The 25152-nt window shown below is 66.6% G+C and carries 26 protein-coding genes and 2 pseudogenes; 15 read left to right on the top strand and 13 right to left on the bottom strand.

The window, feature by feature from the left end; genetic code table 11:
* Positions 1–1125, top strand: a complete 1125-nt coding sequence (gene aguA, locus Atro_RS14970; protein ID WP_497927694.1) for an agmatine deiminase — start codon at positions 1–3, stop codon at positions 1123–1125.
* On the opposite strand, the gene Atro_RS14965 is transcribed toward aguA, so the two are convergent.
* The 3 genes and pseudogenes from Atro_RS14965 to Atro_RS14955 form a co-directional block, all read right to left on the bottom strand.
* Entirely contained in the window at positions 1095–1418 is a 324-nt protein-coding gene (locus Atro_RS14965) for an ArsR/SmtB family transcription factor (protein ID WP_497923481.1), read from the bottom strand. The two genes, aguA and Atro_RS14965, sit on opposite strands and share 31 nt — an antisense overlap.
* A gap of 163 nt (positions 1419–1581) precedes the next feature.
* Positions 1582–2850, bottom strand: coding sequence for an OprD family porin (locus Atro_RS14960; RefSeq protein ID WP_497923479.1), 1269 nt, complete (start codon positions 2848–2850; stop codon positions 1582–1584).
* A 280-nt stretch (positions 2851–3130) separates the two neighbouring features.
* A pseudogene (locus Atro_RS14955) lies at positions 3131–3640 on the bottom strand (GGDEF domain-containing protein); the annotation flags it as partial.
* A gap of 573 nt (positions 3641–4213) precedes the next feature.
* Here Atro_RS14955 and dibA point away from each other — a divergent pair.
* Complete coding sequence (gene dibA, locus Atro_RS14950; RefSeq protein ID WP_497923477.1) at positions 4214–6133, top strand: phosphodiesterase DibA; 1920 nt, start codon at positions 4214–4216, stop codon at positions 6131–6133.
* 63 nt (positions 6134–6196) lie between these two features.
* Here the strand turns inward: dibA and Atro_RS14945 are convergent, their stop codons facing one another.
* Together Atro_RS14945 and gabD are read right to left on the bottom strand one after the other, a co-directional pair.
* A complete protein-coding gene (locus Atro_RS14945; protein ID WP_497923475.1) occupies positions 6197–7270 on the bottom strand; it encodes an FAD-dependent oxidoreductase in 1074 nt (357 codons plus the stop codon).
* Between the two features lie 57 nt (positions 7271–7327).
* A pseudogene (gene gabD, locus Atro_RS14940) lies at positions 7328–8778 on the bottom strand (NADP-dependent succinate-semialdehyde dehydrogenase).
* A gap of 205 nt (positions 8779–8983) precedes the next feature.
* On the opposite strand from gabD, the gene Atro_RS14935 reads away from it, so the two are divergent.
* A complete protein-coding gene (locus Atro_RS14935; RefSeq protein ID WP_497927693.1) occupies positions 8984–9439 on the top strand; it encodes a c-type cytochrome in 456 nt (151 codons plus the stop codon).
* 20 nt (positions 9440–9459) lie between these two features.
* Here Atro_RS14935 and Atro_RS14930 read toward each other — a convergent pair whose 3' ends face one another.
* Positions 9460–10158: a cytochrome b/b6 domain-containing protein gene (locus tag Atro_RS14930; RefSeq protein ID WP_497923473.1), complete on the bottom strand. Its 699-nt coding sequence runs from the start codon at positions 10156–10158 to the stop codon at positions 9460–9462.
* 113 nt (positions 10159–10271) lie between these two features.
* On the opposite strand from Atro_RS14930, the gene Atro_RS14925 reads away from it, so the two are divergent.
* Positions 10272–10733: an OsmC family protein gene (locus Atro_RS14925; RefSeq protein WP_497923471.1), complete on the top strand. Its 462-nt coding sequence runs from the start codon at positions 10272–10274 to the stop codon at positions 10731–10733.
* Positions 10734–10745: 12 nt separating this feature from the next.
* Here the strand turns inward: Atro_RS14925 and Atro_RS14920 are convergent, their stop codons facing one another.
* Together Atro_RS14920 and Atro_RS14915 are read right to left on the bottom strand one after the other, a co-directional pair.
* Positions 10746–12059 (bottom strand): NTP/NDP exchange transporter, encoded by a 1314-nt coding sequence (locus tag Atro_RS14920; RefSeq protein ID WP_497923470.1) that lies wholly within the window; start codon positions 12057–12059, stop codon positions 10746–10748.
* Positions 12060–12066: 7 nt separating this feature from the next.
* On the bottom strand, positions 12067–12984 hold the full coding sequence (locus Atro_RS14915; RefSeq protein WP_497923469.1) for an aldo/keto reductase: 918 nt from the start codon (positions 12982–12984) through the stop codon (positions 12067–12069).
* Between the two features lie 158 nt (positions 12985–13142).
* Here Atro_RS14915 and Atro_RS14910 point away from each other — a divergent pair, with 158 nt between their 5' ends.
* The gene (locus Atro_RS14910; RefSeq protein ID WP_497923468.1) at positions 13143–14060 is read left to right on the top strand and encodes a LysR family transcriptional regulator; all 918 of its coding nucleotides are present in this window, start codon (positions 13143–13145) and stop codon (positions 14058–14060) included.
* Positions 14061–14255: 195 nt separating this feature from the next.
* On the opposite strand, the gene Atro_RS14905 is transcribed toward Atro_RS14910, so the two are convergent.
* Positions 14256–14786: a hypothetical protein gene (locus Atro_RS14905; RefSeq protein WP_497923467.1), complete on the bottom strand. Its 531-nt coding sequence runs from the start codon at positions 14784–14786 to the stop codon at positions 14256–14258.
* A gap of 86 nt (positions 14787–14872) precedes the next feature.
* On the opposite strand from Atro_RS14905, the gene Atro_RS14900 reads away from it, so the two are divergent.
* Entirely contained in the window at positions 14873–15109 is a 237-nt protein-coding gene (locus Atro_RS14900; RefSeq protein ID WP_497923466.1) for a hypothetical protein, read from the top strand.
* Between the two features lie 26 nt (positions 15110–15135).
* On the opposite strand, the gene Atro_RS14895 is transcribed toward Atro_RS14900, so the two are convergent.
* Both Atro_RS14895 and Atro_RS14890 read right to left on the bottom strand, forming a co-directional pair.
* Positions 15136–16014: a hypothetical protein gene (locus Atro_RS14895; RefSeq protein ID WP_497923464.1), complete on the bottom strand. Its 879-nt coding sequence runs from the start codon at positions 16012–16014 to the stop codon at positions 15136–15138.
* A complete protein-coding gene (locus Atro_RS14890; RefSeq protein ID WP_497923462.1) occupies positions 15998–16480 on the bottom strand; it encodes a helix-turn-helix domain-containing protein in 483 nt (160 codons plus the stop codon). The genes Atro_RS14895 and Atro_RS14890 overlap by 17 nt, the downstream gene beginning before the upstream one ends.
* A gap of 548 nt (positions 16481–17028) precedes the next feature.
* On the opposite strand from Atro_RS14890, the gene Atro_RS14885 reads away from it, so the two are divergent.
* The 9 genes from Atro_RS14885 to cho all read left to right on the top strand — a co-directional run bounded on the left by Atro_RS14885 (position 17029) and on the right by cho (position 22551).
* Complete coding sequence (locus Atro_RS14885) at positions 17029–17436, top strand: hypothetical protein (protein WP_497923461.1); 408 nt, start codon at positions 17029–17031, stop codon at positions 17434–17436.
* Between the two features lie 543 nt (positions 17437–17979).
* Entirely contained in the window at positions 17980–18663 is a 684-nt protein-coding gene (locus tag Atro_RS14880) for a polysaccharide lyase family 7 protein (RefSeq protein WP_497923459.1), read from the top strand.
* Positions 18664–18891: 228 nt separating this feature from the next.
* Positions 18892–19374 carry a hypothetical protein gene (locus tag Atro_RS14875; protein ID WP_497923457.1) on the top strand — a complete coding sequence of 161 codons (483 nt, stop codon included), beginning with the start codon at positions 18892–18894 and terminating at the stop codon, positions 19372–19374.
* Positions 19371–19814, top strand: a complete 444-nt coding sequence (locus Atro_RS14870) for a 3TM-type holin (RefSeq protein WP_497923455.1) — start codon at positions 19371–19373, stop codon at positions 19812–19814. Before Atro_RS14875 ends, Atro_RS14870 begins: the two co-directional genes overlap by 4 nt.
* A 137-nt stretch (positions 19815–19951) precedes the next feature.
* Positions 19952–20341: a hypothetical protein gene (locus Atro_RS14865; protein WP_497923453.1), complete on the top strand. Its 390-nt coding sequence runs from the start codon at positions 19952–19954 to the stop codon at positions 20339–20341.
* The gene (locus tag Atro_RS14860) at positions 20338–20754 is read left to right on the top strand and encodes a hypothetical protein (RefSeq protein ID WP_497923451.1); all 417 of its coding nucleotides are present in this window, start codon (positions 20338–20340) and stop codon (positions 20752–20754) included. Before Atro_RS14865 ends, Atro_RS14860 begins: the two co-directional genes overlap by 4 nt.
* Positions 20755–21054: 300 nt before the next feature.
* On the top strand, positions 21055–21234 hold the full coding sequence (locus tag Atro_RS14855; RefSeq protein ID WP_497923449.1) for a hypothetical protein: 180 nt from the start codon (positions 21055–21057) through the stop codon (positions 21232–21234).
* Positions 21235–21438: 204 nt separating this feature from the next.
* Entirely contained in the window at positions 21439–21621 is a 183-nt protein-coding gene (locus tag Atro_RS14850; protein ID WP_497923447.1) for a hypothetical protein, read from the top strand.
* An 81-nt stretch (positions 21622–21702) separates the two neighbouring features.
* Complete coding sequence (cho, locus tag Atro_RS14845) at positions 21703–22551, top strand: excinuclease Cho (RefSeq protein ID WP_497923445.1); 849 nt, start codon at positions 21703–21705, stop codon at positions 22549–22551.
* Positions 22552–22557: 6 nt separating this feature from the next.
* Here the strand turns inward: cho and Atro_RS14840 are convergent, their stop codons facing one another.
* A complete protein-coding gene (locus tag Atro_RS14840) occupies positions 22558–23280 on the bottom strand; it encodes a FadR/GntR family transcriptional regulator (protein WP_497923443.1) in 723 nt (240 codons plus the stop codon).
* 102 nt (positions 23281–23382) lie between these two features.
* Positions 23383–25119: an IlvD/Edd family dehydratase gene (locus tag Atro_RS14835; protein WP_497923441.1), complete on the bottom strand. Its 1737-nt coding sequence runs from the start codon at positions 25117–25119 to the stop codon at positions 23383–23385.
* Positions 25120–25152 lie beyond the last annotated feature (33 nt).

The raw sequence follows: 25152 nt of genomic DNA, 5'->3' as shown, positions 1-25152 counted from the left end.
ATGCGGACCCTGACCAGCCTCCCGCGTGCCGACGGCTTTCGCATGCCCGCCGAGTGGGAGCCGCACGGCCAGACCTGGATGATCTGGCCGGAACGCCCGGACAACTGGCGGCTCGGCGGCAAGCCGGCACAGGCCGCCTTCGCCGCGGTGGCCCGCGCCATCGCCCGCTTCGAGCCGGTGACCGTCGGCGTTTCCACGGCCCAGTACGAGAACGCCTGCGCCCGCCTCGACGGCGCCGATATCCGCGTGGTCGAGCTGAGCAGCGACGATGCCTGGGTGCGCGACACCGGACCGACCTTCGTGATCAACGCTGCCGGCGAAGTGCGTGGCGTGGACTGGACCTTCAACGCCTGGGGCGGCTTCGCCGGCGGCCTGTACGCGCCCTGGAACTGTGACGACCAGGTGGCGCGCAAGATCCTCGGCATCGAGCGCTGCGCCCGCTACCGTACCGATGATTTTGTCCTGGAGGGCGGCGCCATCCACGTCGACGGCGAGGGCACCCTGCTGACCACCGAGGAATGCCTGCTCAACCCGAATCGCAATCCGCACCTTTCCCGCGAGGAGATCGAGGCCATGCTCGCCGCGCATCTGGCCATCGAGCGGGTGATCTGGCTGCCGCAGGGCCTGTTCAACGACGAGACCGACGGTCACGTCGACAATTTCTGCTGTTTCGTGCGCCCCGGCGAAGTGCTGCTGGCTTGGACCGACGATCCGCAGGACCCCAACCATTCGCGCTGCCGGGCGGCCCTGGAGGCGCTCGAGAGTACCCGCGATGCCCGTGGTCGCCGCCTCAGCGTGCAGCGCATGCCGATCCCCGGCCCGCTGTACGCTAGCGAGGAGGAGTGTGCCGGCGTCGACCTGGTCGCCGGCAGCCAGCTACGCGACCCGTCGATCCGCCTGGCCGGCTCCTATGTGAACTTTCTGATCGTCAACGGCGGCATCATCGCGCCGGCCTTCGACGATCCCCGCGACAGCGAAGCCGAGACGATCCTGCGGCGGCTGTTTCCCGAGCGTGAGGTGCTGATGCTGCCCGGCTGGGAAATCCTCCTCGGCGGCGGCAACATCCACTGCATCACCCAGCAGCAGCCGGCCGCTCAGCGACCATCGGCGCAGAACAGCCGGTAGAGGGTGTCGATCACCGCCAGGGCCTGCGGACTGCTGATCCGGTAGTGGATCTGCTTGCCGTCGCGACGGGTTTCCACCAGCCCTTCGCGGCGCAGCACGCCGAGTTGCTGGGACAGGGTCGGCTGGCGGATGCCCAGCAGGGCCTCGAGCTCGCCGACGTTGCGCTCGCCGTGAGACAGCTGGCAGAGCAGCATCAGGCGATCCGGATTGGCCAGCACCTTGAGAAGTTGCTCCGCCTGGGCGGCAGATTCGCGCAAGCGCTGGATGTCGATGGCAGCAGTGGTTTCGGTCATGGGCTAGAAGCTCGATTGCGCTGCGCATAAGCTATTTAGAGATAACAGCTTTTTCAACGCCTGACGGCGCGGGAAGGAGGCAATGCGAGGATCGCGGCACCGAGCCACCCCCGCCTTGGCGGGCAGGGGCCTCGGGAAGAGGCGGCAAGGCCGCCCCGGGGGATCACTTCAACGGCAGGGTGTAGCTGACGATCAGACGGTTCTCGTCGACGTCACGGACAAAGTTGCTGCGCATGGTCGCGTTACGCCACTTCAGGCTCAGGTTCTTCAGCATGCCGCTTTGGAACACATAGGCGATATCCGTATCGCGCTCCCATTCCTTGCCGTCGGAACCCGGGCCGCGGTCGACATGGTCGCCCGATACATAGCGGGTCATGAAGGTCAGACCGGGAACGCCGAGCGCCGCGAAATCGTAGTCGTAGCGCAGCTGCCAGGAGCGCTCGTCGGCGTTGGCGAAGTCGTTGACCTGGATGTAGTTGACCAGGAAGGGGTCGGTGCCGTTGATCTGCGCGAAACCGGTATCGCCCTGCATCTTCTGCAGGCCCAAAGCGAACTTGTGGGCGCCCATGGCGTAGGTGCTCATCAGGCCGAAGGCATGGTTGTCGACATGCGCTTCGCCGTCGTCCGTGGAGCGGGCATAGCGCAGGTCGGTCTTCAGCGAGTTCTTGCCGAGCGGCAATATGTGCACCACGTTGAAGGCATGCTGCTTGTAGAGATCGTCCAGTTCGCCGTAGTAGTAGGTGGCGGTCAGATCCTTGGTCACCTGGTAGGTGGCGCCGCCGTACATGAAGAAGTTCGCCTCGTTCTCGCCACCGCGTTTGATGGTGATGTTGCGCCGGTTGGCGTTAATCAGGCTCATTTCTTCGTTGTCGGTGGAGTTCCGGTAGTTGACCTCGTTCAGATAGCCGAAGTCGAGGGTCAGCCCCTGGATTTCCTGCACCTTCAGGCTGCCGCCCTGGAAGGTCTGCGGCAACAGGCGGGTGTCGTTGTAGACCAGTACCGGGTTCTTCGGCATCAGGGTGCCGACCTTGAGCTCGCTCTTGGAGAAGCGGACCTTGCCGGTCACGCCTATTTCGCTGTAGTCGTCCGGCGCCCGGTTGTTGTACCCACCGGGTAGCAGGCCGGTCCCGGCCTCGCTTGGGCTCGAATTCAGCTTCACGCCCGCCAGGCCGAGCACGTCGAGGCCGAAGCCGACCGGCCCCTCGGTATAGCCGGATTCCATCCGCAGGATGAAACCCTGCGCCCATTCGTCCTGTTTCGCCTGTTGGTTGGGAGCAGCGCTGACCTCGTCGCGAAAATCCTTGTTCATGTAGAAGTTGCGCAACTCCAGGCTGGCCTTGCTGTCCTTGAAGAATTCGGCAGCAGCCTGCTGGCTAGCCGACAGGCCCAGAACACCGCCCGCCACGGCCAACGCCAGGGTGGCTTTTTTCATCTTGTTATTCTCCATTTTTATTTTTGTAAGTGGTACTGCATCAGCACGCCCCAGTCCTTGGAGGAAAGGGGCCCGGGCAGAATCCATTGAGCCTCCTACGACCGTCACGCAGGAGCGAGCCAACGATAGCTAGGGACAATAAGAGAAAATAGAAGCGAAACGACCTATTGGTTATAGATCAATGTCTAATAGACACTAGATATATAGCTATGGTAGGCAGACTGCAATCAACCCCCTAGACGCTCTCGGCCCGGCAGAAGAACGACGTCAGGAGCCGGACTCAGAGCAGCACGACCCTATTCTTGCCCTGCCGTTTGGCCAAGTACATCGCTGCATCGGCACGAGCATAGAGCGAACCGAGATCGGCATCCCCGGGCTCCAGGCCAGCCAGCCCCTGGCTGACAGTGATGCGCAAGGTCTCGTCGCCAACCGGGAACACCAGCTCTCCGATACTCCGCTGCAAATACTCGGCAATCGGCAGGGCCTGCTCCGCCCGGCAGCGGGGAAACAGCGCGGCGAACTCCTCGCCACCGATCCGTCCGAACAGGTCGCCGCCGCGCAACGTAGCAGCGCAGCAGTCGGCCAGGCGCCGCGATACCTGATCGCCGACCTGATGGCCATGACTGTCGTTGATCCGCTTGAAGTCGTCGATGTCCAGCAGCCAAAAGGCCAGCGGCATGCCGTACTGGCGAGCGAGCAGCAGCTCGCGCTGGGCGCACGCGAAGAAATGCCGGCGATTGCGGCTGTGGGTCAGCCCGTCGGTACGGGCAAGGCACTGCAGCTCGGCCTGCGGCATCTGCAGGGCCGCTCTCCCCACGCCCGACTTGACGGCCGACTGTTCGCAGCTGACTTCTTCGCGGCTCATCGATTCAGCTCCCGTGACCTGGCCTACACGGACGAGGGCTAGCCATCAGATCAATGGCAGACGGCAAAGTTCGCCCCGTCAAGCGGACGACGGATCAGGATGCGGCAAGCAGCTCCGCAGCTGCTCGGCGTGTTCGCGCCGGGGCCGGATACTGCGGGGTGCGCCGCGCGAAGCATCAGTATTCGTGCCGATGGCCGGCCGCGACCAGAAATGGAGGACTGCTTCACACCCGAATGTAGATCCAGCGCACGGTATGCCGAATAACAGTGCAAATACACGGTTGCGCTGACCACGGTCAAAGGTGCGAGGAGCCGGTTCACTAAGATGAGTCACCAGGGTGACCGATCGAGAAATCCGTCGTATCGCATGCATGCCTACCTCGGAGTTCGAACAGCGGCTTATGGTGAGCCCCGTTATCAGCGCGTTCGGCTGAAAAACCCGCACCCTTTTGGATAAGAAATGTTTCCACAGAATGATCATCCTGTCCGGCAGCCATGGATGGGTGACTGGTCGCTGAAAACGCGCCTCCCACTGCTGTTCATCTGCCTGACTTACGTTCTTTTCGCCGTCCTGTGGATCGCCCTGAGCGACTGGCTGCTTCTGTTCCTGCTGGAGGATAGTGCGCACCTGAGCGCCTGGCAGACGCTCAAGGGCAGCGCCTTCATCCTCCTCACCGCCCTGCTGTTCTATGTCCTCGGCCGCCGCCAGCTCGCCGACAGCAACGCCCATGCCGCCAGCCTGCGCCAAGCCGCCGCGGTGTTCGACAGCACCCTGGAGGGTGTGCTGGTCACCGATGCCGAGCAGCGGGTCGTCTACATCAACCGGGCCTTCACCCGCATCACCGGCTATACCGAAACCGAAGTGCTGGGCCAGTTGCCCACCCTGTTCAAATCCGGCCGGCATGACGGAAACTTTTACCGCACGATGTGGCAGGCGCTGCACCAGCGCGCCGCGTGGAGCGGGGAGATCTGGAACCGCCGCAAGAGCGGCGAGGTGTATCCGCAATGGCAGAGCATCCGTGCCATCCGCGACGAAGCCGGCACGATCAGCCACTACGTGGCGGTGTTCTCCGACCTGTCGATGCTCAAGCGCTCCCAGGCCGAACTCGACTACCTGGCCCACTACGACCCGCTGACCGGCCTGCCGAACCGCCTGCTGTTCAAGGAACGTCTCCAGCACGCCCTGGAACGGGCCCGTCTGGAGAAAGGCCAAGGCGCGGTCCTGCTGCTCGACCTCGATCACTTCAAGCACATCAACGAAAGTCTCGGCCACAAGCAGGGCGACCGGCTGCTCAAGAGCATCGGCCAGCGCCTGACCTACCACGTGGTGCGCCCGGGCATGACCCTCGCCCACCTCGGTGGCGACGAGTTCGGCCTGCTCTGCGAGAACTGCTCGCCGCAACAGACCGTGACGCTGGCCGCCACCATCCACGAGGCGCTGAACCAGCCCTTCCACCTGGACACGCACGAACTGACGATCGGCGCCAGCCTCGGCATCAGCCTGTTTCCCGGCGACGCGCAGAGCGTCGAGCAGGCCCTGCGCAATGCCGACTCCGCCCTGCACAAGGCCAAGAGCGCCGGGCGCGCCACCTATGCCTTCTACAGCCAGGAGCTGACCGTCTGCGCCCGGCAGCGCGTCGAGCTGATCTCCGCCTTGCGGCATGCCCTGGAGTACGGCGAGCTACGTGTCCATTACCAGCCGATCCACAACATCAAGAGCGGCCGGCTGGTCAGTTTCGAGGCGCTGGTACGCTGGCAGCACCCCGAGCGCGGCCTGGTGCCACCGGGAGAGTTCATTCCGGTCGCCGAGGAAAACGGTCTGATCGGCGCCATCGACCTCTGGGTCCTGGAGCAGGCCTGCCGGCAGATGCGCAGCTGGCTGCAGGCCGGACACGCCCTCGAGTTCGTCGCGGTGAACATCTCCACCCGCCTGTTCGGCCGCGGCGGGTTGGACCGGCAGGTCGCCGAGATCCTCGCCCGTACCGGCCTCGACGCTCACCACCTGGAGCTGGAAATCACCGAGAGCGCGGTGATGGACGACCCGGACAGCGCCCGCCGGCAACTCCAGCGACTGCACGAGCTGGGCGTGCGCCTGGCGATCGACGACTTCGGCACCGGCCATTCCTCGCTGCAGCGCTTGAAGAACATGCCGGTGGACAAGTTGAAGATCGATCGCGGCTTCGTCGCCGGCCTGCCCGCTGACGGCAAGGACGCCGCCATCGCCCGCTCGGTGATCGTGCTCGCCCACAGCCTGGGCCTGACCGTGCTGGCCGAAGGCATCGAGCAGCCGGAACAGGCCGAGTTCCTCGAGCGCAACCACTGTCAGCTGGGCCAGGGCTACCTTTTCGGCCGGCCGCAGCCGGCGGAAGCGCTGTCCCTGGAAGCGGCGCCGCTGTACGCGAAAGCCCTGGCCAGCTGACCATCCCGGCTGAAACCTGCCGCTGCGCCCAAAACTGCCGGCGGCCGGGAGGACTGCCGCGCCTCAGCCGCCCAAGGCGTGCCGCTGCATGAAACGCCGGTCCAGCCGTTCCCGCCAGTAGCCGCAGAAGCGCCCGTCGGCACTCCAGCCATGCCAGCCGAGCAGCGCCCCGCCATCGCCGGAGGCGAGCAGGAGCAGGTTCTGCCGTTGCGGCCGATAGTGGTGCAACGCACGGCCGGCCAGCACCGCGCGCAAATTGTGGCTGAGCACCGGCGCCTGGCGCAGCGCCTGGAGCGCGCTGCGCCCCACGCCGCTCAGCGCGGCGCAGTCGCCGCTGGCGAAGATCTGCGGATGGGACAGGCTCTGCAGGGTCGCACCGACCTGCACGAAGCCGGCCGCATCGCAGACCAAGCCGCTCTGCGCCAGCCAGGACGGCGCCGCGGCCTCGCCGGCCAGCAGCAGGCGCGGCCCCTGCCAGACCGGCTCTCCGGCGCTGAGCAGGAACTGCCCGTCGATCCCGCTGATCGGACAGTGCTCGCGCACCCACACGCCGCGCCGGCGCAGGACGCCGAGGGCGCGCAGGCGCAGCCCCGCCGCGCGGCCCTCGAGCAGCGCTCCGGCGCAGAACAGCGACAAAGCCGGCACCTGCCCGGCTAGCGCCAGGGCCAGCTCGACCCCGGCCGGACCGCCGCCGAGGATCGCCAGCGGCTCCGGCGCCTGTCGCCAGCGCTGCCAGCCGTCGAGGAAGGCAGCGAACGGCTTGACCGACAGCACCTGCATGTCCTCGCCCTGCTGCGGCGGCGCGAGCCGCCCGGCGCCGACGTTCAGCGACAGCCACGCGGCCTGCGCCCGACGTCCGTCGGCCAGCAGCAGCTCGCGGGTTTCGGCCTGCAGCGCCGTCACCTCGCCGACGAGCAGCTCGACGTCCGCCGCACGGCACAGCGGCTCCAGCTCGATGCAACAGTCCTGCGGCGCATGGCGTCCGGCGAGCAGCCCCGGTAGCCTCCCCGCATACCAGGCCTGCGGCACGGCATTGACCAGCCCGATGCGCCCCTTCGGTCGGCGTCCCCGGGCCCAGCGTCGGAGCACGCCCAGATGGCTGTGCCCGGCGCCGATCAGTAGCAGATCGATAACCACCTCCGTTCGATTCCGTCGTCCCCCGAGCGCGGCCCGAACGACCGCGCCGCCGCGCGCTCAGATGCCGCCGAGGCAGAGATATTTGATCTCCAGATAGTCTTCGATGCCGTACTTGGAGCCCTCGCGCCCAGGCCCGAGGCTTTGACCCCGCCGAACGGCGCCACCTCGGTGGAGATCAGCCCGGTGTTGACGCCGACGATGCCGTACTCCAGCGCCTCGGCCACACGGAACACCCGGGACAGGTCGCGGGCGTAGAAGTAGGCGGCCAGACCGAATTCGGTGGCGTTGGCCAGGGCGATCGCCTCGGCGTCGTCCCTGAAGCGGAACAGCGGGGCCAACGGACCGAAGGTCTCCTCGCGGGCGACTCGCGCATCCGCCGGCACCTCGGCGAGAATGGTCGGCTCGAAGAAGCTGCCGCCGAGCGCATGGGGCCGGCCGCCGGCGATCACCCGGGCGCCACGGGAAACCGCATCGGCGATGTGCTCCTCGACCTTGGCCACCGCCTTGTCGTCGATCAGCGGGCCGATGGTCACCCCTTCCTCCAGGCCGTTGCCGACCTTCAGGCGCGCCACCGCCTCCCCGAGCTTCGCGGCGAAGGCCTCGTAGACGCCGTCCTGCACGTACAGGCGGTTGGCGCAGACGCAGGTCTGCCCGGCGTTGCGGTACTTCGAGGCCAGCGCGCCCTCCACCGCGGCATCCAGATCGGCGTCGTCGAAGACGATGAAGGGCGCGTTGCCGCCCAGCTCCAGAGACACCTTCTTGATGTCCTTGGCGCACTGGGCCATCAGTTGGCGGCCGATCTCGGTGGAGCCGGTGAAGGACAGCTTGCGCACCGTCGGATTGCCGGTCAGCTCGCCGCCGATCTCGGCAGCGCTGCCGGTGACCACGTTCAGCACCCCGGCCGGGATGCCCGCGCGCTCGGCCAGCTCGGCCAGCGCCAGCGCCGAGAACGGCGTCTGCGAGGCCGGCTTGAGCACCAGGGTGCAGCCGGCCGCCAGCGCCGGGCCGGCCTTGCGGGTGATCATCGCCGCCGGGAAGTTCCACGGGGTGATCGCCGCGCAGACGCCGATCGGCTGCTTGATCACCAGGATGCGCTTGTCCGCCTGGTGGCCGGGAATGGTGTCGCCGTAGACGCGCTTGGCCTCCTCGGCGAACCATTCGAGGAAGGAGGCGGCGTAGGCGATCTCGCCGCGCGCCTCGGCCAGCGGCTTGCCCTGTTCCAGGGTCATCAGCCGGGCCAGGTCGTCCTGATGCTCGAGCAGCAGCTCGAACCAGCGGCGCAGCTTGCCGGCGCGCTCCTTGGCGGTCAGCGCGCGCCAGGCCGGCAGCGCCCGCTCGGCCGCCTCGATGGCGCGGCGGGTCTCGACGGCGCCCATCTTCGGTACGCTGCCGAGGATCTCGTTGCTGGCCGGATTGTTTACCGCGAGGGTCTGCCCGCTGTCGGCATCCAGCCAGCGACCCTCGATGTAAGCCTGTTGGCGGAACAGCCGGGCATCGTTCAATTGCATTGCGATCCACTCCTTCGTAACCGATGAGGGCAGCGGACCGTCTGGCTGGCGGGCCGCCGCGCTACGCTCTCTGCGCACCCTCGCAAGCGCTCGGCTTGCGCTCGTCGCAGTCTGGCGGGGAGTATAGCCCCGCGCGGACGGCTCCCGGCCGACCGACGCCACCGGAAGATCCCGGACCCCACAAGGAGAAATCGTGAAAAGACTGATGACCGGCGGCCTCGGCGCCGCCCTGCTGCTGGCTACCCTGACCACCCAGGCCCAGCTCAAGCCGGAAGATAGCGTCAAGTACCGCAAGGCCGGCTACAACTTCATGGCCTGGAACATGGGCAAGATCAAGGCCCAGGTCGTGGACGGCAGCGAGCCCTACAAGAAGGAGCAGGTGGTTGCCGCCGCCAACGCCATCGCCGCCATCGCCAACTCCGGCATGGGCGCCCTGTTCCCCGCCGGAACCGCCACCGACAAGATGGGCGAGCAGACCCGGCTCAAGCCGGAGTTCTTCAAGAACCTCGACGAAGCCAACAAGCTGGCCCGCAACTTCACCGGCGCCGTCAACAAGCTGGCCAGCGAGGCGGCCAGCGGCGACCAGGCGCGCATCAAGACCGCCTTCGGCGAAGCCGCCAAGACCTGCAAGGCCTGCCACGACCAGTTCCGCACGGACTGACCGCCGACCGGCCGTCCTGCCTACCAGTCGAGCGCGGCCGGCGCTGCCGGAGCGGGCGGCGGCGCCAGCCAGCCTTCCGCCGAGCGCACCGCCCAGACCAGCAGCAGGGCGCCGGCCAGCGCCACGGCCAGCGCCCAGGGCGCCCCGCCGACGGCCTCGCGCTGCTCGGGATACTCCCGCGGACTGCGCCCGCCGATCATCGCCCGCAGCAGCGGCCGCCGGCGCACCCGGGCGTAGTAGAGAACCGCCAGCAGATGCAGGCCGACCAGCCCCAGCAGCAGCCACCAGGCCTGCCGGTGCAGACCGGTCAGCCAGGCGCTGGTGTCGACCCCCACCAGCCGGTACAGCGGTCCCTGGAAGGCGATGTCGTCGCTCGCGGTCAGCCCGGTCAGGACCTGGAAGGCCGCCAGGCCGAGCAGCGCCAGCACCGACAGGGCGCCCAGCGGATTGTGCCCGGCCTGCCGCCAGCGCCCGCCCAGGTAGTCGCCCAGGCGCAGGGGCGCGGCGAGAATCCGCGACCAGCGCGCGTAGGTCGAGCCCAGCAGGCCCCAGAGCAGGCGGAACGCCAGCAGGCCGAGAATCAGCAGGCCCAGCCGGCCGTGCCAGACCATCAGATTGCCGCCCAGCCAGCCGCTGAGCATCGCGGCGCCGACGGCCAGCGCCAGCGACCAGTGAAACAGACGCAGCGGCGCGTCCCAGACCTTGATACTGTCCGACATGTCCTGAATTTTCTCCCTTTACGAACCGGCGCCCGGCCGATGCTCGGCCCCCGCCGCAGGGTAGCAGCAGCCCGGCGACCGGCAACCCCCGACCACCCAGCAAGGAGCACCCCATGAGCGACACCGAACGCGTCACCCTGACCCTGCAGCAGCTGGAAGACTACCGCTGCAGCCTCGACTTCGGCGACGGCCAGCCGCCTTTGATCGTCGACGAGCCGCCGCCGCTGGGCAGCGGCCAGGGCCCCAGCCCGGTGCAGCTGCTGCTCTCCGCGGTGGCCAACTGCCTGACCGCCAGCCTGCTGTTCGCCCTGCGCAAGTTCAAGCAGGACGCCGAGCCGCTGCACTGCCGGGCCAGCGCGGAGGTCGGCCGCAACGCGCAGAACCGCCTGCGCGTGCTGGGCATCGGCATCGAACTGCACCTGGGGCGCAATGCCGCCGAGCTGGAGCACCTGCCGCGCATCCTCGGCCAGTTCGAGGAGTTCTGCACGGTCGGCCGCAGCGTGGCCCAGGGCATTCCGGTCCGCCTGTGGGTCCGCGACGCCGAGGGCACACTGCTCAAGCAGCCGGCGGATTAAGGCAGTCCGGACTCAGGGCGTCTCGCCCCGCGCGGCCGGCGCCTCGCGGTCGGCGCGCCCGCCCAGCCGCCAGCCGAGCAGCCCCCAGAGCGCGGCGCAGGCCGCCCCGACCAGCGCCGCCAGCCAGGCGCCGTGGCCGAGCAGGTCGAGCCCGCTCTTGACCCAGCCGCTGAGGGCGTCGCCGCCGCGGTAAACCACGGTGTCGATGAAGTTCTTCGCCTTGTACTTGCTCTCGGCGTCCAGCGGGGCGAACAGCATCTCCCGCCCCGGCCGCACGAAGGCGTATTCGCCGATGCGCCGGACGATCATCAAGGCCGCCAGCACGGCGAAGGTCGGCAGCAGTGCCAGGGCGAGAAAGCCCAGGCACATCAGCACCGGCACGCAGGCCAGCAGCACCCGCACGCCGAGGCGCTCGGCGATGCGCCCGGTGACGAACAGCTGCGACAGCAGCGCGCCGGCCTGCACCACGAAGTCGATCAGGCCGAACACGCGGATCTGCTCGCTGCGCTCGGGAAACCGCTCGGCGACCAGGCGCGCCTGCTCGAAATACAGGAAGGTGCTGACCGTCGCCAGGAGGATCACGAAGGCGCCGACGCCGAGCAGGTAGGGCGAGCGCAGCACCCGGATCAGGCCGCTGAACGGATTGCCCGGCACCGGCCGGCGCGGGCTTTCCGAGGGCAGCGCGCCGGGGCGGCCGGCGCCGCCGACGGCACGCCAGTGCATCAGGTACTGCTTGAGCGCCAGCGCCGCCAGCAGCAGGCCGGCGGACAGCGCCAGCAGGCCGGCCTGGCCGAGCACGCCCACCAGCAGGGTGCTCAGCGCCGGCCCGGTGAGGCCGCCGACGCTGGCCCCGGCGGCGATGAAGGCGAACAGCCGCTTGGCCTGAGGCGCGTCGAACACGTCGGCCATCAGGCTCCAGGCCACCGAGACGACGAACAGGTTGTATACCGACAGCCAGACATAGAAGCTCCGCGCCAGCCAGACGTTGCCCTCCGCGCCGGCGAACAGCGCGGCGAACAGCAGCAGGTTGAGGCTGAAGAAGCCGTACACCCAGTCGATGAAGTGCGCCCGCGGCACCCGCGAATTCAGCCAGGCGAACAGCGGCACGGCCGTCAGCATCACCACGAAGGTGGCGCTGAACAGCCACTGCAGGTTCTCCACCCCGCCCATCACGCCCATCGACTCGCGGATCGGCCGCAGCATGAAGTAGCCGGCGAACAGGCAGAAGAACAGCGCAAATCCCGACAGCGCCGCCGCCAGCTCGCCGGGCCCGGCATTGATCAGGCCGGCGAGGCGCCGCAGCGGTGCCGGCAGGGTCGAAGACATGCGTGCCTCAGGCGAACAGCTCGACGATCTGTGCGCGCTGCCTGGCGTCTGGCAGGCGGCCTTGGCCGGCGAGCAGGTTGTCGGCCATGTAGCGCGGATTGTCGGTGGCCGGGATCACCGCGGTCACCGCCGGCTCGGCGAGGATGTACTTGAGCAGCAGCTGCGCCCAGGAGCTCGCGCCCAGTTCCTCGGCCAGCGCCGGCAGCGGCTTGCCCTTGACCCGGGCGAACAGCGCGCCGCGCTGGAACGGCCGGTTGATCAAGGTGGCGATACCGTGGTCGGCGCAGAACGGCAGCAACTGCTTCTCGGCGTTGCGCTCGCCGACCGAGTAGTTGAACTGCACGAAGTCGACCTTCTCCTTGCGCAGCACCGTCAGCAGCTCGTCGTGCGCCGACTCCCGGTAGTGGGTCACGCCGATGTAGCGCAGCCGCCCCTCCTCCTTCAACTCGCGCAGCAGGGCCAGTTGGGTGGCGGTGTCCTGTAGGTTGTGCACCTGCAGCAGGTCGATGCGCTCGGTCTGCAGCGCTCTGAAGCTGGCCTCGACCTGCCGGCGGCCGGCGTTCCGACCGCTGGAGGAGACCTTGCTGGCGAGAAACAGCCGGTCGCGCACGCCGAGGCGCCGGGCCAGCTCGCCGGTCACCCGCTCGGCGCGGCCGTAGCTCGGCGCGGTGTCGACCAGGCTGCCGCCGCCCTCGACCAGGGTACGCAGCACCTCCAGCAGCGGCGCCAGCGCGGCGTCGTCGACTTCGGCGTCGAAGACCCGCGAGGTGCCCAGGCCGATCGCCGGCAGCTCCTCGCCGCTGGCGGGAATGCGCCGCGCGAGCAGCGGCTCGGCGGCCCGGGACGGTGCGGACAGCAGCGGCGCCATGGCCGCCACGGCGGCGAGCAGGGCCGAGCGCTGCAGGAACTGCCGACGGGTGTGCATGGGATCTTCCTCCTTGACGATGAGCGGCGGGGCCGGTCTGACGGGGCATCCATACCGGCTGTGGCCGGCCCCCGGGTCGAACGCGCATTATGGACAACGCAGCCGGACTCATTATTTCCATAATGAAGATGGAGCCTTGCCACAAGAAGAACAATTCCATGCTGAGCGACCTTTCCGACCTGCGCCTGTTCGACCGCATCCTCGCCACCGGCAGCCTCTCGGCGGCGGCCCGGGAAGCCGGCCTGTCCCTGGCGGTGGTCAGCAAGCGCCTGGCCCGCCTGGAAGCGCGCGCCGGCGTGCACCTGCTGCAGCGCACCACGCGCCGCCTGGCGCCGACCGACGAGGGCCTGCGCTTCCACGAGCACTGCCGGCGCATCCTGGCCGAGGTCGGCGAGGCCGAAGCCTGGCTGCAGCAGCGCGGCCAGCAGGTCGAAGGCCTGCTGCGCATCAGCGCGCCATTCGGCTTCGGTCGCCGCCACCTGGTGCCGCTGATCGCAACATTCCGTAACCGATACCCGGACCTGCAGGTGCGCCTGGAACTCGACGACCGGCTGGTGGACCTGCTGCAGACCGGCACGGACCTGGCCGTCCGCTACGGCCGGCCGCAGGACTCCAGCCTGATCGGCCGCGAACTGGCGCCCAGCCACCGGCTGCTCTGCGCCGCCCCCGACTACCTCGACTGGCACGGCCGCCCGCAGCACCCCGACGACCTGCGCCGGCACGCCTGCATCCTGTCCGGCGAGCGCGAGCAGGCGGAGTGGCAGTTTCCGCGCAGCGGCCTGCGGGTGAACGTCCGGGGCGCGCTGCTGTGCGGCGACGGGGAAACCGCCCACGCGCTGGCGCTGCAGGGCGCCGGCATCGTGTGCAAATCGCTGTGGGACGTCGCCGCCGACCTCAGGGCCGGCCGCCTGCAGCCGGTGCTGCCCGACCAGCCCCTGGCCCCCGCCCCGCTGCACGCCGTCTACCCGCACACCCGCCAGCTGGCACCGCGGGTGCGGCGCTTTCTCGACTTCATCGGCGAACGCCTGGAGCACATCTGGCGGGAGGAAATCGCCGAGGTCGCGGCGCGCCAGTGAAAAACGGCCGACCGCTCGGCGCACTGTCGTCCGGCCAAGTAGTAAACAAGCATTCTTGTTTTTATCGGCCACGAAAAGCGCGGAACCATAAAGCCGAAAAAGTTGCGCTGCGGAACCAACCGGATGATCAAGGGGACGGCGGCAAGAGCCGAACAGATAAAAGTCAAAAGCGCCGTCTCGAAAAACAGCCCACCCTCAGGCGCAACACTTGCTCCACCAGTCGCTGGTCAGTTCGGCGAGCTCCAGAACCGAACCCGCCTCGATAATCTCGACGCCGGTTGCACGAATACGCGTCAGTTGCTTGCGTGTAATATCCACCAGCCGCGCATACTCTTGCGAGGTCAATCCGCTTTCTCGATGGGGAACCAGAATCGATATCACAGCCCGGTCGCGATTCGTATTGCTGCGGATAAGATTCAAATCTGCCGAAGCCTGAAGCAGGCTGTTTTTAACGACCGACGGATTCTTATACCAGCCCGAGACAATAGTGCCCGAAGCGTTGGCGCTCATCAGCGGCACGTCTATTTCAAAGCGATGTCCGCTAGTGATCGTCAGTTCATAATGTGATTTCTGGATGATGCGTGAAGCCTGGATACTCATGCGCTCCTTCATGAACGTGAAGACACTGTTGCGCAGTTTCAGAGTGGACTGATAACGAAAAGCGGTTTCCCGGGAACTACGCTTGGGTCTGCCCAAGGTCACGACATCGGCAAAGAACTCGTCCACCACCTCTTTGGCGCTGAACCCCGACGCATACAGGGGGGGCCCAGGCGAATGGTGCTGCCCAACTCGTCGGGCAGTTCCGGGCCGTTATGGATAATGGCGGCCTCGATATCGTGAAGCGTGCGAAACAGTTCATCGAAATCGAGACGGCCGTCGAAGAGACATTTCAAGCGCTCGAAGTTGTCGAGCATGCGTACTTCGACCTGCTCGTCATAGGCGAACAACACACCGACATTGAAAAACTCGCCGGCATCTTCGTCCAGACACAAACGGATGCTACGCCACCGGCCAGCGATCAGTTGCGGCTTCGGTTGCTGCTCCATTAATCGAGAGCGAAGTCGTGCGCTGGAACTCATAGAAGAAGGCCTGCTGCCTCGGGGTATTGTTCTTGGTCGAGGCGCTCCGCCAGAAGCTGAAGAATAACCTCGATATCCGCGTGCTCGAAGAACTCCGACAATACTATCCGGGCAGCCTCCGCTCCATTTTCTCTGAAGCTGACGGCAAACACATTATAGGCCAGTGCCCGGGCACTTTTATTAGGCAGCGCTTCACTCCAGCGAGGAATGAAAGTGTCGATCAACTTCTGCAGCCGGTTTTCACAGGGCCAAGGCGCCGCGCCAATCCGGCCCGGTTCCCAGTTGGGATAATGAAACAATCTGCCGTGGTCGATGAGAAAAATTGATTTAGAAGGCGACTCCAGCAGGTTACCGATGTTTCTGTCGCTGTTTAGCAGCCACTCGTCCAGCGCTATTACACGGGCGGCTTCCGGATTATTGGCCAACTGTTGAACCAGACGGCGACCGCAAAGCGCCTGCAAATAGGGATGCCGAACATCGCTCAAGTGAAGCTGACGCAGACTAGGATATTTCATGTCCTTGCTGAACCAGCAGAAATAGTCGTTCTGAATTTTACCGCTGCCGGCTTCGTGCAAGGCGGAGTGGAGCTCTTCGGGAATTTGCCGGCGTTCCAGAAGTATGACGCCGGCAGCATCGGGCACTTTCAGTCCCACCGACTTGGCAAGCACATATCCCAAGGCCTCGCTGACTATTTCCTGATTCTCGACCTCTTTTCCGCTTACCGGACAGCGGATACGGTCAGGCAGGGGCTTGACGTAGCAATGCAGGGAAGCGTCATCGACTCTGATCTTGGCCCGGAAAATAGGGCTGGCCCCATAACTTTTGGGCGGGCTGAGTTGGCCGGAGAAAGCATCGCCACTAAGCAGGTGGATCATTTCTCTTGAGCTTGCTCCTTAAGCGCTGACGACTCTCGGCACTGCTTGAGGAATCCGCCGGCACAGACGCCCCTTCGAGGCGGGCGGCAATCTGATCGAGAAGTGCCAGATCCGCCTCGGTCAGCCGGCCTTCGGCCGCGGCGCTGGCGATCCGCTCCAGAAACACGCGGGACCGGGGGGAAGCGATGGCCGCCAGGGAGAGGGCCTGCTCCCTGTCTGCACGGGCGGTAGGAGCCGCCTCGATCGGTTTTCGGCGAGGCGGCTCCCCGTCGCCGGACAACAGCCAATCGACCGTTGTGTCGAACGTTTCGGCGATGGCGATCAGGTTCTCGTTCTTGATGCTTCCGGTGTTTCCCGAAAACCATTGTCTTACGGCTTCGTAGCTGATGCCGCAGGCATCGGCGATAGCCCGTCTTATCCCGCGCGAGCCGACTCTGGGTTGTCTTGCCAAAATCAGCTGGGTCATTCGATCAGTGATATTCATGCGGCCAATATACAAGCAGCCTTGCAAAGCATGTTTGCACTTTAACAACAAGCATGCTTGAATTTTTTTCAGGCGACGCAAAGGGAGAACGCAATGAAACGCCGGCCAGCCATGGATCGCTCCGCCTCCATCCCCGCACCCGCCAGGGGGTGCGTTTCCCCAGGCGGCCTCTTTACGACATAGCCCCGTTCGAGACGCCAAAACCAGCGAGAAAGACGGCAACTAGCCCTTTTCCGGGAAGCCGTCGCTTGTTGCAGAGGCCGACGATTCGATTGCCCCCTTCTTGCCGCCAAACCTGACAGGTGTCGGCCGCGCAAGAAGTCCCCCCCTTTGGCGCCTGAATCCTTAGGAAGCATCCCATTCGAGGGGGACTACAGGTGATCTACCGAGACGCACTGAGCGCTGTCATCCGCTGCATGGCGGACGAGTGTATCGATACAGCAAGCAAGCAGACGTGGCAGAGGCTGAGCCAGGAGGGCAGTCCGGGCTCACGCCGGAACGCCCGCGCGACCCCACAGGAACTGCTCGTCGTGGACTGCCTGGTGCATGCCCGCTTGCACAGGGAATTGCCACCACGCCTCTGGCATGCGCTGGTGGCCAAGTACAGTACGCACAAGGCACGCAAGGTAGACGCCATTGGCCGCCTGGTACCGCAGCTCCGGTCGCCGGCGCCCAAGCTGTTCCGTTACAAGGCCGTGACGGCCTGGGCGATTCCGCCCCAGAAAGGCGGAAACGGAAAGCGCTCGACCGACCTGATCGTGCTGCCCCAGGAGTTCTACGACATGGATACCTGGGATCCCGAAGGAAAGCCCGAATCGACCCGTAGACGCTGGCGCGCCGGTATCCGCAAAGAGCTGGAAGCCCTGACGAGGGAAGCCCTGGCCACCGTGCACGGGATACTCCTGGCCGAAGGTCTGCTGATCGACGAGGCGACTTGACCAGGGTGAACGACTGATCAATTATGTTTTTATCTTGTGGCAATAACGCCCACGCGAAACGAATACCTGAGCCCGGCCCAAAGCGATTTGGCCGGGCTTTTTGTTTTTCGCCGCGGCCCGTCATGCGCACACCGTTGATGGGCCATTCCGGCAGGTAGCCGGTTTGGCCGCGCGGAAAGATGCCGCCGACCCGTTCGTGGATATACCGCGCTATTCGACTCTCCGATTCAGGCCCGCCTCGTGCGGGCCTTTTTATTTCCCCCTTGGCGAACGCGGCAAGGAGCCAGCAGGCCGGGCTGACGCACGGCCATGCCAGCGATGCTCTCGCCCCGTTCGACCGCTCGCCTACCGCCCTCCGAGGCCAACGATTCGGCCTGCCGCGCTCCTGCTCCGGAGTGCGGCGGCAGCGCATCCGCTGCGTGATCGCGCGGCGCAAGGAGCACCGCCGGTCCAGTACGCAACCGTACTGGCCGGGGCTGCGAAGCGGACAAGTCCGAGCCTATCGGGCTGCCGCTGGTTCGATAAACAGAGGAGAAATGAGCAATGGCTACTCTTGATCTGACTCGTGTGAATCTGACCACCCCCGAGGCAACCTCGGACGGCGAAGCCAAGACGTACTGGCCCGGCGAGTTTCCCGAAAACGACTACTTCAAAACCTTGGCCAGTGGCGATCTGGAGTTGTGGGCGCCGGTCATAGGCGCCAGCACGCAGAGCACCGATAGAACCCGTACCGAGTTCCGGGAGATTTATCCGGATACCCGTACGCTGCGCAACTTCACGCTGGCCTCCAAACCGAACCACTATCTGCGCTCGTCATTGACCATGAAGTCCCTGCCCAGCAACGGCAAGACCGTCATCGGCCAGATTCATGTGGTCGACAACGACCGGCCACCGCTGAAACTGTTCTTCGACAACGGCAAGATTCGGGTCGGCTTTCGCAAGACCTACAATCAAGTCGACCCCGTGAACTACGTGATCCTGCAGAACGTCCCGCTGGACGCCATGTTCTCGTACAGCATTTACGCCGCCTCGACCCGCGCGGTGAAAGTCAGCGTGCAATATGGCCAGAACAGCGGCTCGATCGATCTCGGTTTCGACAGTACGTGGGATAGCAAGAAGCTTTATTTCAAGGCCGGGGTATACAACCAGGAGGATCCGACCGCGACAACGCTGGCGACCTCGGGTAGCCGGGCGCTCTGGCATGGCCTGGAACTTCTGCACTACTGATTGTTCCGGCGCTCGGCAGTAAATGAAAAGCCCGCTTCGTGCGGGCTTTTCATTGGATAACGCCTCGCCCCCCTTCTTCTCCAGGACGTTTCCGTCCGCCACCTGTATCCGCCGTACAAGCACATGCCGGAGAACGGCAATCGCCCCCCCGCATCCACGCGCAGGGCGTTCCTTGGCGACACGCTCGCACGCTCCGCATGCCACGGCACTTTCTTCAGGAGACTTCCCATGCGCTTGTCCGAAGCCCGCCAACGGGCCATTGCCCCGGCGCTGGCCTTGCTGCCGGCAAAGATGACCAGCCCCGCCGCCGAAATCCTGCTCCTCTCCATCGGCCTGCAGGAGTCGGCGTTCCGGCACCGCCAGCAGATCGGCGGCCCCGCCCGTGGCTACTGGATGTTCGAGCCGGACGGCGTGCGCGGCGTCCTGCGCTGTCCCGCGAGCCGCGAGCAGGCCCTGCAGGTCTGCGCTGCGCGTGGCGTCGAACCGATAGGCGCCGCCGTGCATGCCGCCCTCGAAGATGACGACACGCTCGCTGCCGCCTTTGCCCGTCTGCTGCTCTGGACCGATCCGGCCCCGCTGCCGGCTGTCGGCGAGGTCGGCGCCGCGTGGGAGTTGTACCTGCGCACCTGGCGCCCGGGAAAACCTCGTCGCGGCAGCTGGGACCCGCTGTACGCCCAGGCGCTGGAAGCCGTCCGCGAGGTGGAGCCATGAGCCTGATTTCCGTCGCCACGGCCCTGTTGCCGACCATCAGCGACCTGCTGGAGCGGGTGATTCCCGACCCCGAAGCCAAGGCCAGAGCCCAGCTCGAGCTACTCAAGCTCCATCAGGACGGCGCCTTCAAGGAGCTGGATGCGACCCTGCAGCTCAACCTGGCCCAGGCGCGGATCAACGAAGTCGAGGCGGCCAGCCAATCCGGGCTTCAGGCCGGCTGGCGGCCACTCGCCGGCTACGTCTGCGTGGCGGGCCTGGCCTACGAGTTTCTGCTCAGGCCGCTGCTGCCGTGGCTCCTGACCGTGGCCGGCGCCGGGCAGGTCCCGCCACTGCCCTCGCTCGACGACGTGCTGTTCGAACTGATCTTCGGGATGCTCGGTCTCGGCACCCTGCGCACCATCGAACGCTGGAAGCGAGTGAGCGTGATCGCGCCGAAGTAACGACCGGCAGGCCGCCCGCACTCCAGCTCGCCCCTCCCCGCGCCAACCCGGCAGTCGACGCGCTGTTCGGAACAGCGACTTCCCACCGACAAGGGACACTGCGCCTCAGTGCCCCGGACAACCCTGGACGCTCATCCATGAATCAATTCCTCGAAATCGCCAAGCAATACAAGGAAATAACGTTACTGATCGCCAGCCTGACCGGCGGCCTTTTCTTCGTTCGCGATTACTTCGCCACGAAACAGGAAGTCGAAGTCCTGAAGTGCCAGGCGGACAACGGCATTGCACTGGTGGAAAGCCGGATCAATGTGGAACTTGCCACGAAGAAGATCATTACCCTGAAACAGGAGATCGAAGAACAGAAACAACGGCTGACCGGCAAGGCCGGACAGGAAAAAGTCGACACGACCCCACTCACCCTGGAGATCAACCGCCTCAAGGCCGACCTGACCAACGAATACGCCACCCAGCGCCGGGCCGCCGAAAACCTCAAACCGGGCACCTGTGAGCGGGCGGTGAAAAAATGAACAAACGAACCCTGCGTCTCGGCGTCGCCCTACTCTTTACCGGGATCGTCTCTCCCGGCAGAGCCGTCGAACTTCATCTGGGCCATTTCGATCTCTCCCCCTGCCGGAAAGTCGAATGGGAAAACAACGGACCGCTCGGAGCGACTTCCCCCACGATTCGCAATGGGCCGCAGAAGATCCATGTCCGCGTGATAGTGGACGGCCCGAACATAAACCTGGAGTCGCGAATCGGGAAAGTCCAAGCATGTTCGCTGCTCGTCGCCTCGAAAATCGGCATGCCGATCCTTGCCTGGAACCCGTCGCGAAGTAACGAACTCTTCAAGAGCGCCTTGATGAACTGTCTCAGCGAGCGGGATTATCCAGACGAGATCTTTGCGGTGGCACTCAAGACGGAAAGCCATTGCGAGTGGTGACGTTTCGGCAGGCGGCAAGCCGTCGGCGGCTATCGTTCGGCCAAACGATGACCGCGATGCCGCTGGCCGCAGGCCCCTGGCGGACTGCCGCGCCGCTTTCGGTCTTCGACGCAGGACGCCCGCCCCCGGCGCCGACGCCGTCTCGTCCATTCGTCCAATCCGCATTTACAAGCGACCGGTTAGGCCCCTAACGTTAGCCATCGACGAGCGAAACCACGTCGAAGCCAGGGACAATCGACCAGGGATGCCAGCGCCTTGATCCGACGCGTACGCCGCGTCCATTACGCGAGGGTAGAACTCATGCCTATACCGAGCATGACCCGAAGCACCGTCCGGGAGTTCGACGGCCAGAGCTATGTCGTGCTGCGCACCGTCAGCGGCGAACTGCTCCAGGTGTACTCGGTGCTGCCGGCGCACGGCCACCGCCGCGCCCAACTCAAGAAGCTGCATTGCTTCCCGAAGGAGCTGGCCGAACGATGAACGCCTGCCGCCGCAAGGCTCGACCAGGCTCCGAACGCCGGCACTAGCCGCAGCGCCAGCCCGACACGCCCGTCATCCGTCCCTGCTTCTAGCGCACCGCCCTGCCCCCCGCCGGCACGGCGACGTAAACAGGCAGTACACCATCCCCCTGAAACGGCCTTCCGCAAGCCGGGGCCCCGCTCGTCCACGAGGAGAACAAGCGTCATGAGCAACATAGTCGACCTGGAACGCGTGCGCCGAAAACGGCGTATCCGGGACTGCATCGCGTACATGGACCGACTGTGCATCGAACTGCTGGAAAACCCGGCGACCACCCCCAGCGTCCGCCAACTGGCGCGGGACATGTTCCAGAAGCGTTTCGGCTTCGACTATTTCGAGTACGCGTAGAGAACGGCGGCACGCCCGCAGGCGTCCCCGTCCGGCCTGGCGCCGGATGAGCGCGACCTCGGCACCGCCGCAAGACGCCGCATGCTTCCGACCCGACGCGCCCGCCGCCCCGCCGCGCCCTACGAGTACCCCGAGCATTTGCGCGAGCAGATCGCCGCGGCACCGAAAGCGCCCGGCGTCTACCTGTTCCACGGCGACGACGACACGCTGCCGCTCTACATCGGCAAGAGCGTGGACATCCGCGCCCGCCTGCTCGCCCACCTGCGCACGCCCGAGGAAGCCCGCCTGCTGCGCCAGGCGCGGCGCATCGAGCATATCCGCACCGCCGGCGAAATCGGCGCCCTGCTCCTCGAGTCGCGCCTGATCAAGGAGCGGCAGCCGCTCTACAACAAGCGCCTGCGCCGCCAGCGCAGGCTCTACGCGATCCGCCTCGCCGACGGCCGGCCCGACATCGTCGAGGCGGCCGTGCCCGGCCGCGGCCAGGCCCTGTACGGGCTCTTCCGCAGCCGGCGCGCGGCCGGCGAACAGCTGCTGGCGCTGGCTGACCGGCAGCGGCTGTGCCATACCCTGCTGGGTCTCGAGAAACCTATCCCCGGCCGCGCCTGCTTCCGCGCCCAGATCGGCCGGTGCGCCGGCGCCTGCATCGGCCGCGAGAGCCGCGAGGCGCACGCCGCCCGGCTGCGCGCCGCCCTGGCCGGGCAGGAAATCGCCGGCTGGCCCTATCCCGGCCCGGTCGCCCTGCACGAACGCAGCGGACCGCTCGAGGACTATCACGTGGTCGACCAGTGGCACTTCCTCGGCACCTACGCCAGCCTGGAAGAGGCCCGTGCGGCTCCCGTGCGGCCGTCGCGACCCTTCGATGCCGACAGCTACCGGATCCTGCTGCGCCCGATCCTCGGCGGCGGCGCGACGGTCGTCCCGCTGGCCTGAGGATGGCTAGAGCGGAAAATCCTCGCCCAGCACGGTGTTCAGCACGGCGCGCGCGTCCTCCAGCTGGACCAGCGAGGCATGCCGCGCGCCCAGGGTGTCGCGGTTCTGGATCGCGGTGAGGATCGCCTTGTGCCGCGGCAGGGCCAGCTCGTGCAGGTTGGGGCGGCGGCTGGAGTGGCGCAGCGACTCGCGCAGGGCCAGCGAGAACATGTTGCACAGGTGCGCCAGCAGCTCGTTGTGGGTGGCCTCGGCGATCCGGCTGTGAAAGTCCAGGTCCGGCTCCAGGAAGCTTTCCGGGTCCTTGGCCGCCTCCATGCGCGCATAGGCCTCGGCGATGGCCTCGAGGTCCTCGGCGGTGGCGTTGACCGCGGCTAGCGCGGCCGAAGCCGGCTCGATGATGCAGCGCACGCTGGACAGCTTGTCGAAGAACTCGCTCTGCGGGCTGCACTGCATCAGCCAGTGCAGCACGTCCGGGTCGAGCAGGTGCCAGTCGCGGCGCGCCCGCACCACGCTGCCGACTCGCGGCCTGGAGTAGACCAGGCCCTTGGCCACCAGCACCCGGGTCGCCTCGCGCAGCACCGTGCGGCTGACGTCGTAGTCCTCGCAGAGCTGCGCCTCGGCGGGCAGCTTCTCCTCGGGCTTGAGGCGGCCGGAGACGATCAGGCGGCCGAGTTCGTGCACGATGCGCGCGTGCTGGCTCTTGCGGGGTTTGGGCTGGCGGTAGTCCATCGGTCTGCGGCGGCTCCGGAGGGGCCCGCATAGTAGCACCGACCGCGGGAAGTCCAGCAGGGCGACGCGGACCGGCGGCGGCCGGGTCCGCGTGCGGGGGGCTCAGTGCGAATGGCGCGGCACCTCCGCGCCGCGGCAGCCGACCAGGAAGTCGAAGTCGCAGCCCTCGTCGGCCTGCAGCACGTGGTCGATGTACAGCCGCCGGTAGCCGCCGTCCCAGAGCAGCGGGGCCGGCGGCGCCAGGTCGGCCAGGCGCGCGGCCAGCTCCTCGGCGGAGACGTCCAGGTGCAGGCGGCCAGCGGCGCAGTCCAGCTCAATCATGTCGCCGTCGCGCACCGCCGCCAGCGGACCGCCGGCCGCCGCCTCCGGCGCCACGTGGAGGACCACGGTGCCGTAGGCGGTGCCGCTCATCCGCGCGTCGGAGATGCGCACCATGTCGGTGATGCCCTTGGCCAGGACCTTCGGCGGCAGGCCCATGTTGCCCACCTCGGCCATGCCCGGATAGCCCTTGGGCCCGGCGTTCTTCAGCACCAGGACGCAGGTTTCGTCGACGTCCAGCGCCGGGTCGTTGATGCGTGCCTTGTAGTCGTCGAAGTTCTCGAACACCACCGCGCGGCCGCGGTGCTGCATCAGCGCCGGGGTGGCGGCGGACGGCTTGAGCACCGCGCCCCTGGGCGCCAGGTTGCCGCGCAGCACGCAGATGCCGCCGTCGGCGCGCAGCGGGTTGTCCAGCCGGCGGATCACCTCGTCCTCGCCGTAGATCGGCGCCTGCGCGCAGTTGGCCCCCAGCGACTTGCCGTTCACCGTCAGCGCCCCGGGGTTGGGCAACAGACCACCCTCGTCCATCCGCCGGATCACCGCCGGCAGGCCGCCGGCATAGTAGAACTCCTCCATCAGAAAGCGCCCGGACGGCTGCAGGTCGACGATGGTCGGCATGCCGCGGCCGATGCGCGTCCAGTCGTCCAGCTCGAGGTTCACGCCGATGCGCCCGGCGATGGCCTTGAGGTGGATCACCGCGTTGGTCGAGCCGCCGATCGCCGCGTTGACCCGGATGGCGTTCTCGAAGGCCTCGCGGGTGAGGATCTTCGACAGGCGCAGATCCTCGCCGACCATCTCGACGATGCGCATGCCGGAGAGGTGCGCCAGCACGTAGCGGCGCGCGTCCACCGCCGGGATCGCCGCGTTGTGCGGCAGCGAGGTGCCCAGCGCCTCGGCCATGCAGGCCATGGTCGAGGCGGTGCCCATGGTGTTGCAGGTGCCGGCCGAGCGCGACATGCCGGCCTCGGCGGAAAGGAACTCGTCGAGGCTGATCTGCCCGGCCTTGTAGGCCTCGTGCATCTGCCAGACCACGGTGCCGGCGCCGATGTCGCGGCCCTTGTGCTTGCCGTTGAGCATCGGCCCGCCGGTCACCACGATGGCCGGCACGTCGCAGCTGGCCGCGCCCATCAACAGGGCCGGGGTGGTCTTGTCGCAGCCGGTGAGCAGCACCACCGCGTCCACCGGGTTGCCGCGGATCGCCTCCTCCACGTCCATGCTCGCCAGGTTGCGGGTCAGCATCGCCGTGGGGCGCAGGTTGGATTCGCCGTTGGAGAACACCGGGAATTCGACCGGAAAGCCGCCGGCCTCCAGCACGCCCTTCTTCACGTGCTCGGCGAGCTTGCGGAAGTGGGCGTTGCACGGGGTCAGCTCCGACCAGGTGTTGCAGATGCCGATGATCGGCTTGCCCTGGAACTCGTGGTCCGGGATGCCCTGGTTCTTCATCCAGCTGCGGTACATGAAGCCGTTCTTGTCGGTGCTGCCGAACCAGGCGGCGGAACGGAGGGGACGCTTGTCGGACATGGCGAGGATCTCTTGTTTGATTTAGTAATACTA

This window comes from Azotobacter tropicalis (genome assembly GCF_059739045.1).
The sequence above is the reverse complement of the archived record's forward strand: the minus strand, read 5'-3'. Positions and strand labels throughout refer to the sequence as shown.